This is a genomic window from Cellulosimicrobium sp. JZ28 (assembly GCF_015327065.1).
Taxonomy (GTDB): Bacteria; Actinomycetota; Actinomycetes; order Actinomycetales; family Cellulomonadaceae; genus Cellulosimicrobium; species Cellulosimicrobium funkei.
Genome location: NZ_CP017660.1, coordinates 2,956,733 through 2,974,790, shown reverse-complemented (window position 1 = coordinate 2,974,790; position 18,058 = coordinate 2,956,733). Strand labels below are relative to the sequence as shown.

At 72.3% G+C, this 18,058-nt stretch carries 13 protein-coding genes; 10 read left to right on the top strand and 3 right to left on the bottom strand.

Translation table 11 applies throughout. The features are described 5' to 3' along the window. Positions 1-7 precede the first annotated feature (7 nt). Together BJP59_RS13350 and BJP59_RS13345 are read left to right on the top strand one after the other, a co-directional pair. Entirely contained in the window at positions 8-1,495 is a 1,488-nt protein-coding gene (locus BJP59_RS13350; protein ID WP_194521157.1) for a family 20 glycosylhydrolase, read from the top strand. Between the two features lie 94 nt (positions 1,496-1,589). Further along, the gene (locus BJP59_RS13345) at positions 1,590-3,269 is read left to right on the top strand and encodes a hypothetical protein (RefSeq protein WP_228485063.1); all 1,680 of its coding nucleotides are present in this window, start codon (positions 1,590-1,592) and stop codon (positions 3,267-3,269) included. A gap of 51 nt (positions 3,270-3,320) precedes the next feature. Here the strand turns inward: BJP59_RS13345 and BJP59_RS13340 are convergent, their stop codons facing one another. Further along, positions 3,321-5,060 (bottom strand): phospholipid carrier-dependent glycosyltransferase, encoded by a 1,740-nt coding sequence (locus BJP59_RS13340; RefSeq protein WP_336244571.1) that lies wholly within the window; start codon positions 5,058-5,060, stop codon positions 3,321-3,323. Positions 5,061-5,104: 44 nt separating this feature from the next. On the opposite strand from BJP59_RS13340, the gene rsmI reads away from it, so the two are divergent. Beyond that, a complete protein-coding gene (gene rsmI / locus BJP59_RS13335; protein WP_076406250.1) occupies positions 5,105-5,995 on the top strand; it encodes a 16S rRNA (cytidine(1402)-2'-O)-methyltransferase in 891 nt (296 codons plus the stop codon). 48 nt (positions 5,996-6,043) lie between these two features. On the opposite strand, the gene BJP59_RS13330 is transcribed toward rsmI, so the two are convergent. Beyond that, the gene (locus BJP59_RS13330) at positions 6,044-6,643 is read right to left on the bottom strand and encodes an isochorismatase family protein (protein ID WP_043656105.1); all 600 of its coding nucleotides are present in this window, start codon (positions 6,641-6,643) and stop codon (positions 6,044-6,046) included. Between the two features lie 84 nt (positions 6,644-6,727). Here BJP59_RS13330 and BJP59_RS13325 point away from each other — a divergent pair, with 84 nt between their 5' ends. Beyond that, entirely contained in the window at positions 6,728-7,192 is a 465-nt protein-coding gene (locus BJP59_RS13325; protein WP_194521156.1) for a MarR family winged helix-turn-helix transcriptional regulator, read from the top strand. Between the two features lie 126 nt (positions 7,193-7,318). Then, positions 7,319-8,503 (top strand): aminotransferase class I/II-fold pyridoxal phosphate-dependent enzyme, encoded by a 1,185-nt coding sequence (locus tag BJP59_RS13320; protein WP_076406254.1) that lies wholly within the window; start codon positions 7,319-7,321, stop codon positions 8,501-8,503. Here BJP59_RS13320 and BJP59_RS13315 read toward each other — a convergent pair. After that, positions 8,487-9,296 carry an SDR family oxidoreductase gene (locus BJP59_RS13315; protein WP_194521155.1) on the bottom strand — a complete coding sequence of 270 codons (810 nt, stop codon included), beginning with the start codon at positions 9,294-9,296 and terminating at the stop codon, positions 8,487-8,489. The genes BJP59_RS13320 and BJP59_RS13315 overlap by 17 nt on opposite strands. 212 nt (positions 9,297-9,508) lie before the next feature. On the opposite strand from BJP59_RS13315, the gene BJP59_RS13310 reads away from it, so the two are divergent. From BJP59_RS13310 to BJP59_RS13290, 5 genes are all read left to right on the top strand, one after another. Continuing rightward, the gene (locus tag BJP59_RS13310; RefSeq protein ID WP_228485062.1) at positions 9,509-10,756 is read left to right on the top strand and encodes a PQQ-dependent sugar dehydrogenase; all 1,248 of its coding nucleotides are present in this window, start codon (positions 9,509-9,511) and stop codon (positions 10,754-10,756) included. Positions 10,757-11,037: 281 nt separating this feature from the next. Further along, positions 11,038-12,396, top strand: coding sequence for a ubiquitin-like domain-containing protein (locus BJP59_RS13305; protein WP_228485061.1), 1,359 nt, complete (start codon positions 11,038-11,040; stop codon positions 12,394-12,396). An 88-nt stretch (positions 12,397-12,484) separates the two neighbouring features. Beyond that, positions 12,485-15,220 (top strand): P-loop NTPase, encoded by a 2,736-nt coding sequence (locus BJP59_RS13300; protein ID WP_194521153.1) that lies wholly within the window; start codon positions 12,485-12,487, stop codon positions 15,218-15,220. 25 nt (positions 15,221-15,245) lie between these two features. Then, complete coding sequence (metG, locus tag BJP59_RS13295; protein WP_076406259.1) at positions 15,246-17,039, top strand: methionine--tRNA ligase; 1,794 nt, start codon at positions 15,246-15,248, stop codon at positions 17,037-17,039. Positions 17,040-17,041: 2 nt separating this feature from the next. Beyond that, positions 17,042-18,049, top strand: coding sequence for a TatD family hydrolase (locus BJP59_RS13290; protein WP_194521152.1), 1,008 nt, complete (start codon positions 17,042-17,044; stop codon positions 18,047-18,049). The last annotated feature ends 9 nt before the right edge of the window (positions 18,050-18,058 follow it).

Genomic DNA, 18,058 nt, shown 5'->3' with positions numbered 1-18,058 from the left:
GTACCTGATGGTCTCGATCATCCCCCAGCCCCTGCACGTCGAGCCCGGCGAGGGCCACGTGCCCGTCGGTGCCCTGGAGGTCCACGCGGTCGGTCTCGACGGCGCCGCCCCCTGGCTCGCCGACCTCGCCGCGCGCGTCCTCTCCGGCCTCGACGGCGTCACAGCGACGCACGACGACCCCGCCGCCGTCGCGGTTCCCGCCGCGGACGGGGAGCGCACCGCGCTCGTCCTGCGCGTCGACGGGGCGGCCGGGCCGGAGGGCTCCACGAGCCCCGAGCGCTACAGCCTCGTCGTCGACGCCGCCGGCGTCACCGCCACGGCGCCCGAGCCGGCCGGGCTGCTCCACGCGGTGCAGACGCTGCGCCAGCTCGTCGTCGCGCCGGGTGACGGGGCGCCCGCGCGGGTGCCGCACGTCGTCGTGCACGACGCGCCGCGCTACCCCTGGCGCGGTCTCTCCGTGGACGTGGCGCGCACGTTCTTCGGGCTCGACGCGCTGCGGGCCGTGGTCGACGTCGCGGCGGCGTACAAGCTCAACGTGCTGCACCTGCACCTCACCGACGACCAGGGCTGGCGCATCGAGTCGCCGTCGCGGCCCGAGCTCGCCAAGCTCTCCTCGGGCGGCGACACGTCCGGCGGGACGGGCGGCCACCTGTCCCTCGCCGACTTCCGCGCCCTGCAGGACCACGCGGCCGAGCGCTTCGTGCGCGTCGTGCCGGAGATCGACGTGCCGGGCCACATCAACGCGGCGACCCACGTGTACGGCGACCTCATGCCCGACGGCGTCCCCACGGACGCCTACCACGGCATCGAGGTGGGCTTCTCGCGCCTGACGTTCGACCTCCCGGCCACCGAGCCCTTCCTGCGCGACGTCTTCACCGACCTCGCCCACGCGACCGACGGCGAGCACGTGCACCTCGGCGGAGACGAGGTGCTGAAGATGGAGCCCGCCGAGTACGCGCGCTTCGTCGAGCTGTGCGAGCGGCTGATCCTCGAGGCGGGCAAGAAGCCGGTCGCGTGGCAGGAGGCGGCGAAGGCGCCCCTGCGCCCGGGCACCCTCGTGCAGTACTGGGACACCCACCCCATGGACCTCACGTACCTCGTCGACGCGGCCAGGGCGGGAGCGCGCGTCATCATGTCGCCCGCGAACCGCGTCTACCTCGACATGAAGTACACGGCCGACTTCCCGCTCGGGCAGGAGTGGGCGGGGCTCGTCGAGGTCCGCGACGCGTACGACTGGGAGCCCGAGCAGGTGGTCCCCGGGCTCCCTGCCGACTCGATCGAGGGCGTGGAGGCCGCGGTCTGGACGGAGCGCATCCCCACGCTCGACGCGCTGTTCACGATGCTCCTGCCGCGCCTGAGCGCCGTCGCGGAGGTCGCCTGGACGGCCCCCGACCGCAAGGACTGGGACGACTACCGCCGACGCGTCGCCCGCGAGGCGCACGCGTGGCGCCGCTCAGGCACCCCCTTCCATCCCTCGGAGCAGGTCGACTGGTGACGCGGGCGGGCGACGCCCGCGGGGTGGTCGACGTCACCGGGGAAAACCCGTCCTGCGGTCGCGAGGCGGGCGACCGCTGACGGACCATCGATCGATGGCCTTCGTGACCTTCTCCGCCGCCCGCCACGACGACCCGTCCGTAACTTCCTCCTCGACCCCACGCCCCGGCTCCAGCGCGCGCCGGAGCGGCCCGCGCCGTCGTGCGGCCGCGCTCGCCGCGACGCTGGCCCTGGCGACCGCGCTCGCCGCGTGCACGGGCGGCGACCCGGGCCCCGCCGCGAGCAGCACGGGGCCCGCCGCCGCCGAGGCCGAGCCCGACGGCGCCCGCGCCGCGACGCCCGAGGGCGTCCTCACCCTCACCGAGGAGGGCCCCGCCGCGCTCGCGCTCGCGGCGAGCCGCACGTTCTTCGCGACCGCGCCGGTCGCGGTCGTCGTGCCGGCCGACGCCGCCGAGGACGCGACCGCGGTCGGCGTCGCCGCGGCGCTCGCCGAGCGGGTCGTCGCGCCCGTCCTGGTCGCGGGGGACGACGCGGCGCTCGCCGAGGAGCTGGCACGCCTCGACACCGCCGAGGCGGTCGTCGTCGCGCCGGAGGGGACGAGCGTCCCCGGCCTCGACGACGTGACCACGGTGCACGTCGACCCGGCGGCCGTCGCGCCCGACGGCGCCGTCGACGAGGAGTCGCTCGCGGGCGCCGCCGACCTCGCGGTCCAGGACCTCCCGGCGTCGGGCGACGCCGAGACGTCGACCGGCGTCCTCGCGCTGACGGACCCCGACGCCGGGGCCGCGGCCCGACCGGCGGCCGCGACGGCCCGCGCGTCGGGCGCGACGGTCGTCGACGCCCCCGGCGGCGACCCGCGCACCACGTCCGAGGCCGTCCAGGCGGTCGCGGGGGCCGAGGCGACGGCGACCGTCGGCCTCGGGGCGTCGTTCGGCAGCCCCGACGACCTCGGGTGGCGCGTCGAGGCGGCCGCTACGGGCACGGAGCTGCCCGGCGGCGGGCAGCTCGCCCTGCCCGGCAAGCGCTACGTCGCGCTCTACGGGTCGCCGGCGGCGCCGGTGCTCGGCGTGCTCGGCGAGCAGGACGTCGCCGCGACGATCGCGCGCGCCCAGGAGCACGCGGCCTGGTACCAGGGCTTCACGGACGAGCCCGTGGTGCCGACGCTCGAGATCATCACGACGGTCGCGTCGGGGTCCGCGGGCTCCGACGGCAACTACTCGAACGAGCGATCCGCCGACCTCGTGCGGCCCTACGTGGACGCCGCGCGCGAGGCGGGCGTGTACGTCGTGCTGGACTTCCAGCCGGGCCGCACGGACTTCCTCACGCAGGTGCGCGCGTACGAGGATCTCGTCGCGCAGCCGCACGTCGGCGTCGCGCTCGACCCGGAGTGGCGCCTCGGCCCCGACCAGGTGCACCTCGCCCAGATCGGCTCCGTCGGGGTCGACGAGGTCAACGCCGTCGGCGACTACCTCGCGGGCCTCGTGCGCGACCGCGACCTGCCGCAGAAGGTCTTCCTGCTGCACCAGTTCCGCACGTCGATGATCGCCGACCGTGCACGCCTCGACACCGCCCACCCCGAGCTCGCGACCGTCGTCCACGCCGACGGCCAGGGCGGACAGGAGGCGAAGGCGGCCACGTGGTCGACGCTGCACCAGGACGCGCCGGCGGGGCTGTTCTGGGGCTGGAAGAACTTCTACGACGAGGACGCGCCCATGCTCACGCCCGAGCAGACGTGGGGCATCAGCCCGACCCCGGACTTCGTCAGCTACCAGTGACGCCGGCCCGGCGCGCGCGGGGGCGCCCGGCCGGCGCGCCGGGTCAGCGCGTCAGATCCACGTGGGCAGCCACATGTGCATCCGCCAGAACCAGTACGGGACCTGCCACGCCGTCCAGATCGGGTAGAAGAACACGCTCACGGCGCCGATCGTCGTGAGCAGCACCGTGATCCCGACGCGCACCCGGGCCCGGGCGACCGCCCGCCCCTCCGTGCGCTCGAGCGCGAGCGTGATCGCGTAGACGAGCGTGAGCACGACCCACGGCAGGAACACGATCGAGTAGAACGTGAAGATCGTCCGCTCGGCGTAGAGGAACCACGGCGCCCACCCGGCGACGATCCCGCTGAGCACGGCGAGCGCGCGCCAGTCCTTGAGCCGCACGAGCGCGTAGAGGGCGACGAGGATCGCGAGCGCCGCCGCCCACCACAGGACGGGGTTCCCGAGCGACGTGATCGCCCGCGCGCACCGCTCGGCCTCGCAGCCCGCCTCGCCGGCCTCGTACGAGCGCCAGTAGAAGGACGTGGGCCGCCACTGGAGGATCCAGCCGAGCGGGTGCGCCTCGTACGTGTGCTCGGACGTGAGCCCCGTGTGGAAGTCCCACATCTTCAGGTGGTACTCCCACAGCGACCGCAGCGACGGGGGCAACCACTGGACGCCCTCGCCAGGGTGCTCGACGGCCCACTGGCGCATGTAGGCGCCGGGCGAGCGGAACCACGACGTCCACGTCGCGACGTAGGTGAGCGCGGCGGTGGGGAGCATGACGAGCGCGGCCGGGATCGCGTCGCGCACGAGCGCGTCCTCCCACCAGCGCCCGACGCCTGCGGTGCGCCGCGCCGTCGCGTCCCAGAGCACGGAGACGACGGCGAAGACCGCGAGGAAGTACAGGCCGGACCACTTGATCCCGCACGCGAGCCCGAGCGCGACGGCCGCGGCGAACCGCCACCACCGCCACCCGAGCCCGGGGCCGTAGCGGCCGATGCGCCCGCCCGCGTCGAGGATCGCCCCGCAGCGCTCGGCGAGGCGTCGCCGGGCCTGCTCGCGGTCGAGCAGGAGGCACCCGAACGCGACGAGCACCCAGAGCATGAGCATGTTGTCGAGCAGGCCGGTGCGCGAGTGCACGATCGCCTCGCCGTCCACGGCCATGAGCGCGCCCGCGACGATCCCCATCGCCGTCGAGGCGAACAGCCGGCGCGCGATGCGCGCGACGAGCACGACCGCGACGACCCCGACGACGGCGGACGCGATCCGCCACGACCACGGGTTCTCGGCCCCGCCGAGCGCCTTCATGCCGAGCGCGATCATCCACTTGCCCAGCGGCGGGTGGACCACGTAGTCCGCCGTGGGCAGGAACGAGTTCACGTCCCCGGCCTCGAACGCCGGGTTCGGCTCCTCGGGCCAGTCGGCCTCGTACCCCACCTGGAGCAGCGTCCACGCGTGCTTGACGTAGTACGTCTCGTCGAACACGAGGGTGCCGGGCCGGCCGAGGTTCCACAGCCGCAGCACCGCCGCGACGACGGCGACGATCGCGACGCCGAGCCACCCCCACAGCCGGTCGTGCGCCGTCGCGCCGAGCGCGAGGCGCCGCGGGCCGAGCAGCGCGAGGAGGAGCCGCTCGCGGTGGCTCGGCGCGGGGCCGTCGTCCGTCGTCACGTCCGACGGCGGAGCGCCGTCGTCCGCCATCACGTCCGTCGGCGGTGCGCCGCCGTCCACCGTGACGTCCCTCGGAGGTGCGTCGGTGGCGTCGGCCGGGGGGCGGGGGCCGGGGGTCGCGTCGGCGGGCGGCTGGGACACGTTGGCCATCGTAGGGGCCGCGCACGTGTGGAACCCTGGGAGCCATGTCCTCCTCGACCGACGTGCCCGGCCCCGACGCGCCCACGACCCGGCGGGAGGCCGGGCACCTCGTGCTCGGCGGCACGCCCATCGGGAACGCGGAGGACGCGAGCCCGCGCCTGCGCCGCCTGCTCGCGGAGGCCGACGTCGTCGCGGCGGAGGACACGCGGCGCCTGCACGCGCTCGCGGGCCGCCTCGGCGTCCAGGTCGGCGGGCGGGTCGTGAGCTTCCACGAGCACAACGAGGCCGAGCGCGCCGACGACCTGCTCGACGTCGTCGACGGCGGCGGCACGGTGCTGGTCGTGTCGGACGCGGGGATGCCGAGCGTGTCCGACCCGGGCTTCCGCGTCGTGGGCCGCGCGGTCGAGCGCGGCCTCCCGGTGACGACGGCGCCCGGGCCGAGCGCGGTGCTCACCGCCCTCGCGCTCTCGGGGCTCCCGACGGACCGGTTCTGCTTCGAGGGCTTCCTGCCCCGCAAGGCGGGGGACCGCTCGCGTGCGCTCGCGGCGCTCGTCGACGAGCCGCGCACGCTCGTGTTCTTCGAGGCGCCGCACCGCGTGGCCGAGACGCTCGCCGCGATGGCGGGCGCGTTCGGCCCGGACCGGCCGGCCGCCGTCGCGCGCGAGCTGACCAAGACCTACGAGGAGGTGCTGCGGGGCCCCCTCGCCGAGCTCGCGGAGCGCGCTGCCGAGGAGCAGCTGCGCGGCGAGATCTGCGTCGTCGTCGGTGGCGCGCCGCCGCGCGGGCCCGTCCCGCTCGCGGAGCTCGTGCCCGCCGTCCTGGCGCGCGTCGACGGCGGGGAGCGGCTCAAGGACGTGGTCGCGGACGTCGCCCAGGGCGCCGGGGTGCCCAAGCGCGACCTGTACGCCGCCGCGCTGGACGCGCGCCGCGGGTGAGCGCGGTCCGGGCGTCCCGCGGGGTCGCCCGGACCGCGACCGCGGTGGTCAGCGCCCGACGGCGTCGCTCGCCACGAGCGTGACGCCCGCCGCGGCGAGCTCCTCGCGCGCGGCGGCACCGAGCTCGGGCGTCACCGGCACGGTGAGGTCGGTGAGGACCCGCGTCGCGAGGCCGAGCGCGTGCGCGTCGAGCGCGGTCGCGCGCACGCAGTGGGACTCGGCGATGCCGACGACGTCGACCGCTTCGATCCCGGCGTCGCGCAGCAGGTCCGCGAGCGGTCGGCCCGCGACGTCCACGCCCTCGAAGCCCGAGTAGGCGGCCTGGTACTCGCCCTTCTTCACCCCGGCGTCGGGCGCGAGGTCGGCGAGCGCGGGGTGCAGCTCGGCGTTCGGGGTGCCCGCGATCCCGTGCGGCGGCCACGTGTCGACGAAGTCCGGGTCGGGGCTCCAGTGCTGTCCCGGGTCCACGTGCCAGTCCTGGGTCGTCACGACGAGGTCGTACGCGTCGCGGTGGTCGCGCGCGTGCTCGGCGATGCGCTCGGCGACGGCGTTCCCGCCCTCGACGCCCAGCTCGCCGCCCTCGCAGAACGTGGGCTGGACGTCGACGACGATCAGCGCGCGGCGCGGCGCGGGGGTGCTCTCGGTCATGCGCCCACTCTGCCACCCCGGCGGGCACCGGGGGAGCGCGGGTGCGAGAGTGGGGCCCAGCCGTGATCCGACCGGGAGGCAGCCATGACCGAGGACCAGGAAACGCCCACGACGACCTCCGGCACGGACGCCGGACGCCCCCTCGGGTACTGGCTCAAGCTCGTGGACCGGCTCATCGACGAGAACCTCGACGCCGTGTTCCAGCACTCGGGCCTCACGCGCCGGCACTGGCAGGTGCTCAACACCATCCGTGACGGCGTGAGCGAGGAGACGAGCGTCGACGGCGTGCTGTCACCCTTCACGGGTGCCGGGGCGGGCGGCGCGAGCGCTGTGACGGCGGAGATCGACGACCTCGTGCGCCGCGGCTGGGTCGCGCGCGGCGACCAGGGCCTGTCCGTGACGGTCGCGGGCAACCACGCGTACCACGACCTGCTCGACGCGGTGTCGGTCGCGCGCGAGCGCGTCGCGGAGGGCGTGAGCCGCGAGGAGTACGCGCGGACGGTCGCGACGCTCGAGCGCATGGCGCACAACCTCGGCTGGTCCGGCTGACCCGCGGCCGGTGAGCCGGTCGCGAGACGCGGTGTCACGTCGTCCGGCGGCAGGCGTACCCTGCGAGACCCGCGACCCGTGCGCACCCCCGCGCCCGGGAGCGCCGCACAGAGCTGGAGCACTGCGATGGAGTTCCGCCGGATCCCCGGTCTGCCGCCCTACGTCTTCACGATCATCGACGGGCTCAAGATCGAGGCACGCCGAGCGGGGCGCGACGTCGTGGACCTCGGGTTCGGCAACCCGGACCTGCCGAGCCCGCAGGTCGCGGTCGACAAGCTCGCCGAGGCCGCGCAGAACGCGCGCAACCACCGGTACTCCGCGTCGCGCGGCATCCCCAAGCTCCGCGAAGCCGTCGCCGGGCTGTACCAGCGCCGGTTCGGCGTGAGCCTCGACCCGGACACGGAGATCATCTCGACCATCGGTGCCAAGGAGGGCTTCAGCCACCTCATGTGGGTGCTGCTGCAGCCGGGCGACGTCGCGCTCGTCCCCACGCCGAGCTACCCGATCCACATCTGGGGGCCCTACTTCGCGGGCGCCGACGCGCGCCAGGTCCCCATCGGCGACGGGACCGACGCCGCCGGGTACATCGACCGCATCATCGAGGCGTGGGAGCTCGGCTGGCCCAAGCCGCGCGTCGTCGTGCTGTCGTTCCCGCACAACCCGACGACGACCGTGGCGACCAAGGAGGACCTCCAGCGCCTCGTCGACTGGGCGCGGGACAAGGACGTCGTGCTCGTGCACGACCTCGCGTACGCCGACATGACGTTCGACGGGTTCGAGCCGCCGTCGATCATGGAGTGCGAGGGCGCGCGCGAGGTCGCGGTCGAGCTGTACTCGATGACGAAGTCGTTCTCCATGGCGGGCTGGCGCGTCGCGTTCCTCGTGGGGCGCCGCGACGTCGTCGGGGCGCTCGCGAAGCTCAAGAGCTACCTCGACTACGGCACGTTCCAGCCGATCCAGATCGCCGCGACCGTCACGCTCAACGAGGCGACGGAGTTCCCCCGGGAGATCTCGTCCGTCTACGAGTCCCGGCGCGACGCCCTGTACGACGGCCTGCAGCGCATCGGCTGGGACATCCACAAGCCCGGCGGCACGATGTTCGCGTGGGCCCGCATCCCCGAGCCGTACCGCGACATGGGCTCGATCGAGTTCGCGACGCACCTCGTCGAGGAGTGCGACGTCGCGGTGTCTCCGGGCGTCGGGTTCGGCCCCGGCGGCGACGAGTTCGTGCGGTTCGCTCTCATCGAGAACGAGCACCGCATCGGTCAGGCCGTCCGGGGCCTGCGCCGCGGGCTCACGCGACTGGGCTAGGGACCGTCCCCGTCCACACGTCGTCGCCGCGCAGCACGGCGTCGGCGCCGCCGTCGTCGTAGATCGTCTGCCCCGTGACGTGCGTGTTCGCGACGTCGGTCAGCCACAGCAGGAGCGACGCGACCGACTCGGGCGACTGGTGCCCGTTGAGGGGCATCGGCACCGCGGCGTCGACCATCGCGACCGACTCCGGGGTCGACAGGAGCTGGGTCGTCATGGGCGTGAGCACCGTCCCGGGCGCGACGGCGTTGAGCGGGACGCCCCGCCCGGCCCACGCCGCCGTCACGCACTCGCGGCGCACCCAGCGCGACAGCGCGCGCTTGGACGACGGGTAGGCGAGGTACCCGACCTGCGGGCCCTGCTCGGCGAGCGTGCCGGCGACGCGCAGGGCCTCGTCCTCGTCGTCCGCGAGGCACGCGTCCACGATCGCCTCGGACACCGGCTGGAGCGTCGCCATCGACGACACGACCGCGACGCGCGGCGCCTGCGAGCGCCCGAGCGCGGGCAGGAGGCCCGTGAGGAACCGGGTGACGCCGAAGAAGTTCACCGCGACCGTCGTCGGGACGGGCGCCGAGATCCCAGCGCACGCGACGACGGCGTCGACCGTGCCGTCCGTGGCGGCGAGCACCTCCTCGACCGCACGCTCGCGACCCTCGTCGGTGCTGAGGTCCGCCTGGACCTCGGCGTCGCGCAGGTCCACGCCGACGACCCGGTCGCCCCGCTCGCGCAGCAACCCGGCCACGCAGGCCCCCACGCCCGATGCCGATCCCGTCACCACGTACGTCCGCGACATGTGCACACGCCTCCTCGCCCACGTCCCCGGACCTCGGGGACACCTCCAGCATGCCTCGCCGTCCCGGCCCGGGTGGCCGCCGAAGGACCGGCGGCGCGGGCCGAAGGTCCGTCGTCCCCGCCGGCGGTCACCCGGCGCGACGCGCCGCCCCGGGTGACGATGGGCAGGTGCGACGCCACCACGGAACCCGGGCCGCCCGGCGAGGTCCCGCCGTGCCCGCGCGGGCCGGCGGGCCTGCGCTCGCCGTCGGGCTCGCCGTCGTGCTCGGCGCGTGCTCGGGCGGGGCGCCGGACGACGCGCCCGCCCCCGCGCCGTCGGTCACGACCGCCACGTCCGCGCCGGCCGACCCCGGCACGCCCGACGCGTCGGGCTCGTCGCAGGCGCCGGCCGCCGACGGCCTGCTCGTCGTGCCCGAGGTGCGCGTCGACGTCGCCGAGGTCGCGACCGGTCTCCCCGCGCCGTGGGGGCTCGCGGCGCTCGCGGACGGCACGCTGCTCGTCTCGCTGCGCGACGAGCGCCGGCTGGTCGTCGTCGACCCGGCGACGGGCGCCGTCGAGCCGGTGACCGGCCCGGGAGCGGACGACCTGCGCGACGGCACGGTCGCGCGCGGGGAGTCGGGGCTCCTCGGCGTCGCGGTGGGCCCGGCAGGTGGCGCCGCGGCGGGGGAGGTGTTCGTGTACCGGACCGCGTCGGACGGCAACGAGGTGCTGCGCGGGACGCTCGCGGGGCGCGAGCTCTCCGCCCTGACGCCGGTCGTCGAGGGCGTGCCCGCGGCGTCCACGCACGACGGCGGACGGCTCGCGTTCGGGCCCGACGGCCACCTCTACGTCACGACGGGGGACGCGCAGCAGCGCGGTGCGGCGCAGGACCCGGGTGCGCTCGCGGGCAAGATCCTGCGCGTCACGGTGGACGGCGACCCCGCGCCGGGCAACCCGGACCCGGCCTCGCCGGTGTGGAGCCTCGGGCACCGCAACGTCCAGGGGATCGCGTGGGACGCGACGGGCCGGATGCTCGCGTCCGAGTTCGGCCAGGACACGTTCGACGAGCTCAACGTCGTCGTGCCCGGCGGGAACTACGGCTGGCCCGACGTCGAGGGCACGGGCGGGGCGGCCGCCGGGTTCGTCGACCCGGTGGCGACGTGGCCGACGTCGGACGCCTCGCCCAGCGGGATCGCCGTGACCCGTGAGGGCGCGTACCTCGCGGGGCTGCGCGGGGAGCGGCTCTGGCGCGTGCCGTTCGCCTCGCCCGACGGCGGCACCGACGCCGCGGCGTTCGGCGCGCCGCACGCGGTGCTCACGGACCGGGGGCGGCTGCGCGCGGTCCTCGTCGACCCGGCGACGCCGCCCGGCGACGACGGGAGCGAGGTGCTCTACGTGCTGACGAGCAACACCGACGGTCGGGGCGAGCCGCGCGACGGCGACGACCGGCTGCTCCGGGTCACGGTGACGCCGGCGGGGTGAGCGCCCGGGAGTGTGCGCGCCGGACGCGCGAGCTGACCAGGCGGTTTGGTGTGCGATAACGAATCGGTTACGGTCGAGTGTCTCGCGTAGCCGCTCACCGGGGACAGGTGTAATGGCCGGCCGTGGGACGCGGCCTCTCCCGGGCGCCCAGGGCGCCGAGGGCCGCAGGACGCCGGATCGGCTGGTCGAACCGGGTGCGCCCGCCACGCTGCGGAGCACCCCGCGGGCGCGTGCGCGCCGTCGACCCCCGTGCCCGGGAGCCCCCGACGACTTGGACCACTGTGCACAACCCCTTCCGTTCCCGCGCGCCCGAGACGGCCGACGTCACGGCGCACACCCCCCAGACCACGCCCGAGGTGGTGCCGACCGCCGAGAGCCCCGAGAACCCCGAGAACCCCGAGAACCCCGAGAACCCCGAGAACCCCGAGAACCCCGAGAACCCCGAGAACCCCGAGAACGCCACCCGTCGGTCCGCCCGCGCGGCCCGGACCCTGCGCTCCACGCGCCGGCGCCGCTGGTCGATCGTCACGGCGGCCACCGCCGTCGCGCTCGTCGGCTCCGGTGCCGTCGCCTACGGCGAGGCCAGCAAGACCGTGACGATCGACGTCGACGGCGAGACGACCACCGTCAGCACGCTCGCCGGCTCCGTCGGTGGCGCGCTCGACGCCGCGGGCGTCGAGGTCGGCGCGCGCGACCAGGTCGCTCCCGACCCCGGCTCCGCGCTCAGCGACGGCGACGACGTCGTGGTGCGCCTCGGCAAGAAGGTCACCGTCCAGACCGACGGCGCGCAGTCCGACGTCTGGCTCACCGCGCTCGACGCCGACGAGGCGCTCGACACCCTCGCCGAGCGCGGCGGCGACGTCCGCCTCGTCGCGTCGCGGTCCGGCGAGCGCGCGTCGCTCGGCCTTCGCCTCGACGCCGACGGTCCGGTGAACGTGGTGGCCGACGGGCAGACGAAGGTCGCGCCCGACGGCAGCATCGGCGTCCCCGCGATCCTCGACCAGCAGGGCATCGAGCTCGGCGACCTGGACCGCGTGAGCGTCCAGCGCGTCGAGGCGCCCGAGCCGGGTGCGCCGGCGGTGTCGCTCGTCGTGCAGCGTGTCGTCGTCGAGCAGCAGCAGACCACGACCCCCGTGCCGCACGGGACCGTGCAGCAGCCCGACGACGCCAAGTACACGGACGAGTCGGCCGTCACCCAGGCGGGTGCCGACGGCGTCACCACGACGACGTTCGAGGTCACGCTCGTGGACGGCGTCGAGGAGTCGCGCGAGCAGCTCTCGCAGGAGGTGACGACCGCTCCCGTGGACGAGGTCGTCACGACCGGCACGAAGGAGCGCCCGAAGGACCCGCGCACGATCGGGCAGGCCATGGCCGCCGAGCGTGGCTGGACCGGCTCGCAGTGGACGTGCCTCGAGAAGCTGTGGACCAAGGAGTCCAACTGGAACCCGACGGCGGACAACCCGACGTCGAGCGCCTACGGCATCCCGCAGTCGCTGCCCGGCTCGAAGATGGCGAGCAAGGGTGCCGACTGGGCGACCAACCCCGCGACCCAGATCGCCTGGGGCCTCGACTACATCGCCGGCTCCTACGGCTCGCCGTGCGGCGCGTGGTCGCACTCGCAGGCCGTCAACTGGTACTGATCCAATAGAGTTTCGCCCACGCACTCCCGGTCCGAATTCACCCGTGATCCCTTGACGCCGCGTCTCGCTACGGGTCTACCATCGGGCCATGACGACGCCGCCTGTCCGGCTTCCGGCGACAGCAGTTGAGGTGGGTAACCAGGACGACCTTGTCCTCCGACTCGGCTCCGTCGCTCAGCAAGGGCGCAAGTTGGTGGTCCTGTTCGGGTCCGGCGTGAATCCTAACGTGGCAAGCACCGCGGAGATGGCAGATCTCTTCCGTGCTGCGATGCCTCTTGGCGGCGCGTCACGGTTTGATAGTTCTCTTCTGGCCGAGGACGGGGCGGCAGATCGATACCAGAAGGCTGCTACCTTCCTTAAGATCACTGCCGGAGATGCTGCGCTTCGTAATGTCGTTCGGGTGGCAGTCATGTCAATGCTTGGCGAAGGCGAACGCAAACAAGGAGACGTTCCGCCCGCCGAGTGCGAGAGGTTAGAGGACGAGGGCACTTGGGACTTGCCCAAAGCTCTAGAGGCTTTTGCGCGCTTTTACGCTGACTTGCCCGGCAAACTCCAGGGACCAATCCTAACGACGAATTTCGACCCCTCAATCGAACTTTCGCTACGCAGGGCTGGAATGCAAGCCGGTGCGATTCCGATTCCCTATGACACGGTCCCGACAGCGGAGATGGTTCGGAATTACGGGGGAATCCCGGTTCTTCATCTGCACGGCTACTGGACTAGTAACGCGACGCTCAGTACGATATCCCACCTGACAAGGCCGCGCCCCGGGCTCGAGCGGCTCCTTGAGCGAATATTAGTAGGGTCGACAGTTCTTGTCCTTGGTTATGGCGGCTGGCGCGACGCATTCATGACGTCTCTCTCAAACGTGTTTTCGGACGCCTCGGACTTGGACGTCGAAGTAATCTGGGGTGTCCATGAACCAACCCTCGAGGGACTCTACTCGAACGATACGTTAAGGGAGCTCGTAACACTTCCTGGGTTTACCTGCTACACGGGTGTGGACGCGAGAGACCTTTTCATGGATCTTGTTCGGCCGCTAGGCGAAACAGTCATTCCCGAGATAATTGGCTTCTCGAAGGTAGAGGTGGTCAGCGGCGAGGGCGGGCCAGGCTCACGATTCCTCGACGGCGCTTACCCGACTTGGCGTGATGCGATGCCCGGCGTGTGGCCACGCTTGACGAAGACTGAAATGCTCATCGACTCTGTTGAGGATGCGCTTTCGGATTCGGCAATGCGTATCGTCGCGGCTGTTGGTCCGGTAGGCGAGGGGAAATCCCTGGCTTTAAAGCAGACCATGATCAGCGTTCACGCAATGAGCGGGACGCGTCGGGTCCTTTGGCGCGAACCGGGAGCACCACGCATGACATCTGAGTGGTGGTCGGCGGTGCTTGCGGCGGGCGAGAGCATCGTCCTGGGAATCGACGACGCGGATCTTGTTCTCAACGAACTTGTCGAGTCGCAGGAGATCTGGGGAGACCCGAACGCCGATGTGGTCCTGGTACTTGCCTGCCATGATAGGTACTGGGCCAGGGTCCGGTCCGCTTTCGACAAGGCGGCGCGTGTCATTGATTTCGGTGGTATCGATGCGGCCGATGCTGCGAGCATAGCTACTTCACTTTCGCGGATTGGCGTCATCCGTGAAGGGCAACACGAAGAAGAAGTCGCAACCGAGTTCCTCAATGCTGCGAGCAGCGGTGCCGTCGCCGGCCATGGTGCGTTACTTGGTGCGATGCTGGAGATGAGTTGGTCAGGCGGCGCCGTGGATCGCGTGGCCGATCTCGTCGGGCGTCTTGATGGAATCTCCGTGAACGATTACGGAAGATACCAACTGTCAGACGTCTACCTCGCAATCTGCCTGATGCAGGTAGAATTTGATCCTTACGCGAGTGAAGGCCTGGGGGCCGCTCGCGAACTTATTCGCGAGTGCGTTCAAGTCACTGATGGGTTGCTTGAAGCAAGGGTGATGCGCGTTCTTGGTCAAGAAGCCGCCATCTCCTTTGTTGGCGAGAGAGTCTACTCGCGCCATCCTGCTATCGCGAAGGCCGCGGTGGATCTCGCTCGTTCTAGTGGGCGAATGGAAACGGTAGCTGAAATGTTGGCCGCAGCGGGAACTCGTATGAGGTTTGCGGAGGTCGAGACCCCGGCGCAGTATTATCAGGAGGCGTATCGGCTAGCCTCGCGCCTAACTCGGGTTGCTGAGGTGCGCGCTGCTGCTACGGCAAGCGTACAGGCGGCCCCGGATATGCTCGAGCCGCGCGTCAATCTAATGGCGGCAATGAGAAAAGCTGGAGCGACGGAGTTCGCGCTAAAATATGGGAAAGCCCTTGCGGAGAATCTGGGCGAACAAGAGGACTTTGCTGCGACAGTGCGGGGTTTTCTCAACGAACTTGCGGTCGTCTGCGCAAATGATTCTCTTCCCGCCTTTGGTTTGGGCGTCGCTCTGCTTGGGCTTGACGATCGAGTGGGGTTCACGCTTGATCGGAGGCGGGCGAATTATCTGTTTCACGCCGCCATCCGTAATGCTGTGTTGTACGAGTCGCAGGTGCGCGAGAAGTCGGAGGCAGGGGCGCTGCTCGCCGAACTGGCTCTCAGGGTATGCGATTCGAAGCCGACGCGTGATTTGGCGGGTCGTCGCGCGGGCTGGATCGATCGACAGGCTTTGCGGGACGTTTCTCTTAATTCACTTGCGACCCGCCTGATTCGAGAATGCTCAGGGAGGGCGCTCAGGACCGCGGAAGAACTTAAGCTCCCGCTTCGGCTCGGTGGTCAGCTCGCGCTGACCGGGGTAGTGCGTCTAGGCCGTGGCGTTAGCGGTAGTTGAGGACTGGCGCCTAGGATCATCGGTCATGACCCACATCCTCTCGGCCGTGGCGTGGCCGTATGCCAACGGGCCGCGCCACATCGGCCACGTCGCAGGTTTCGGTGTCCCGTCGGACGTCTTCAGCCGGCACATGCGGATGGCGGGTCACGACGTCCTCATGGTCTCGGGCACCGACGAGCACGGCACGCCGATCCTCGTCCAGGCCGACAAGGAGGGCGTGAGCCCGCAGGAGCTCGCGGACCGGTACAACCGCGTCATCGTCGAGGACCTGCACCAGCTCGGCCTGTCGTACGACCTCTTCACGCGGACCACGACGCGCAACCACTACGCCGTCGTGCAGGAGATGTTCCGCACGGTCCACAAGAACGGGTACATGGTCGAGCAGACGACCATGGGCGCGATCTCGCCGTCCACGGGCCGCACGCTGCCCGACCGCTACATCGAGGGCACGTGCCCCATCTGTGGCTACGACGGCGCGCGCGGCGACCAGTGCGACAACTGCGGCAACCAGCTCGACGCGATCGACCTCATCAACCCGCACAGCCGCATCAACGGCGAGACGCCGAAGTTCGTCGAGTCGAACCACTTCTTCCTCGACCTGCCCGCGTTCGTCGACGCGCTGGGGGACTGGCTGCGCACGCGCACCGCGTGGCGCCCGAACGTCCTGAAGTTCTCGCTCAACCTGCTCGACGACGTGCGCCCGCGCGCCATGACGCGAGACATCGACTGGGGCATCCCGGTCCCGCTGCCCGGGTGGGAGGAGAACTCGAGCAAGCGCCTCTACGTGTGGTTCGACGCGGTGATCGGGTACCTCTCGGCGTCGATCGAGTGGGCGCGGCGCAGCGGCGACCCGGACGCGTGGCGCGCGTTCTGGAACGACCCCGAGGCGCGGTCGTACTACTTCATGGGCAAGGACAACATCACGTTCCACTCCCAGATCTGGCCGGCCGAGCTGCTCGGCTACGACGGCCGGGGGAGCAAGGGCGGGGCGCCGGGGGCCTACGGGAACCTCCAGCTCCCGACGGAGGTCGTGTCGAGCGAGTTCCTCAACGTCGAGGGCCAGAAGTTCTCGTCGTCGCGCGGCGTCGTCATCTACGTGCGCGACATGCTGGCCCGCTACCAGCCCGACGCGTTCCGGTACTACGTGGCGTCCGCCGGTCCGGAGACGCAGGACGTCGACTTCACGTGGGCCGACTTCCAGCGCCGCACGAACGACGAGCTCGTGGCCGGCTGGGGCAACCTCGTGAACCGCACGGCGAACCTCGTGCACAAGAACTTCGGGGCGATCCCGGAGCCGGGGCAGCGCCAGCCGATCGACGAGGGCGTCCTCGCGACGACGACGACCGCGTTCGGGCGCGTGGGCGAGCTCATCGCGACGCACCGCCAGCGCGCCGCCGTCGCCGAGGCGATGAAGACGGTCGGCGAGGTGAACAAGTACGTGTCGGACACCGAGCCGTGGAAGCTCAAGACCGACCCGGACCGGCTCGCGACCGTGCTGCACACCGTGACCCAGGCGGTGAGCGACCTCAACACGATCCTGTCGCCGTTCCTGCCGCACTCGGCGCAGCAGGTGCACGAGGCGTTCGGCGGCACGGGCACGTTCGCCGCCCAGCCGCGCATCGACGAGGTGACCGACCTCGACGACGACTCGCGCCACTACCCGGTCATCACGGGCGACTACCGCGCCGAGGGCCTGGCGACGTGGGAGCCGAAGGCCGTCGTGCCGGGCACCCCGGTCGGCAAGCCGACGCCGGTGTTCACCAAGCTCGACGACTCGATCGTCGAGGAGGAGCTCGACCGCCTGCGCGAGGGCGCCTGACGGTGGCTAAGCAGCGCGAGCGCGGCTGGCCGCCGGACCCGGAGCCGCTGCCGGTCCCGGTGGTGGACAACCACACGCACCTCGACTCGATCGCGCACGTCCTCCCCGAGGGCACCCCTGCCCCGACCGTCGTGGACCACCTGGCCCGGGCGGCGGCCGTCGGCGTGGACCGGGTCGTGCAGGTGGGCTGCGACCTCCCGGCGGCCCGCTGGACGGACGCCCTCCTGCGCGGCGACCAGGCGGTCTGGGGTCGCGAGCAGGCGGATCCGGCGCGTGCTGAGGCGGGGACGAGCCAGGACCACCTGGTCGGCGGCGCGGGGGCACCGGGGGTCGGGCGGCTGCTCGGGGCCGTGGCCATCCATCCGAACGAGGCCGTGCTGCACGGCGGGGTGCGGGAGGTCGGGCCGGACGGGCTCGAGCCCGACCCGCGGCCGCACCACGACGTGCCGCTCGACGACGCGGTCGCGGAGATCGCGGCGATCGCGCGTGCGAACGACCGCGTGCGCGCGATCGGCGAGACCGGGATGGACCTGTTCCGGACCGGCGCCCGGGGCGAGGCCGTCCAGCGCGAGGCGTTCCGCGCGCACGTCGCGCTCGCGAAGGAGCTCGGCCTCGCGCTCCAGATCCACGACCGCGACGCGCACGCGCAGGTGCTCGACGTCCTCGCGCGCGACGGCGCCCCCGAGCGGACGGTGTTCCACTGCTACTCGGGCGACGCCGCGATGGCCCGGTTCTGCGCCGAGCAGGGCTGGTACCTGTCCTTCGCGGGCCCGGTGACGTTCCGCGCGAACGACGAGCTGCGGGCCGCGCTGCGCGCCGTCCCGCTCGGGCAGGTCCTCGTCGAGACCGACGCGCCGTACCTCACGCCGCACCCGTACCGCGGGCGCCCCAACGCGCCGTACGTCCTGCCGACGACGGTCCGTACCGTCGCCGAGGTCGTGGACCGACCGCTCGCCGACGTGTGCGAGCGCCTGGCCGCGACCTCCGTCGCGGTGTACGGCCCCTGGTGACGACCACGC

Coding starts and splice junctions, on each gene's coding strand:
- BJP59_RS13345 (WP_228485063.1), top strand. CDS start 1,590: ATGGCCTTCGTGACCTTCTCCGCCGCCCGCCACGACGACCCGTCCGTA.
- BJP59_RS13330 (WP_043656105.1), bottom strand. CDS start 6,643: ATGACCGAGAGCACCCCCGCGCCGCGCCGCGCGCTGATCGTCGTCGAC.
- rsmI (WP_076406250.1), top strand. CDS start 5,105: ATGTCCTCCTCGACCGACGTGCCCGGCCCCGACGCGCCCACGACCCGG.
- BJP59_RS13350 (WP_194521157.1), top strand. CDS start 8: ATGGTCTCGATCATCCCCCAGCCCCTGCACGTCGAGCCCGGCGAGGGC.
- BJP59_RS13320 (WP_076406254.1), top strand. CDS start 7,319: ATGGAGTTCCGCCGGATCCCCGGTCTGCCGCCCTACGTCTTCACGATC.
- BJP59_RS13315 (WP_194521155.1), bottom strand. CDS start 9,296: ATGTCGCGGACGTACGTGGTGACGGGATCGGCATCGGGCGTGGGGGCC.
- metG (WP_076406259.1), top strand. CDS start 15,246: ATGACCCACATCCTCTCGGCCGTGGCGTGGCCGTATGCCAACGGGCCG.
- BJP59_RS13325 (WP_194521156.1), top strand. CDS start 6,728: ATGACCGAGGACCAGGAAACGCCCACGACGACCTCCGGCACGGACGCC.
- BJP59_RS13300 (WP_194521153.1), top strand. CDS start 12,485: ATGACGACGCCGCCTGTCCGGCTTCCGGCGACAGCAGTTGAGGTGGGT.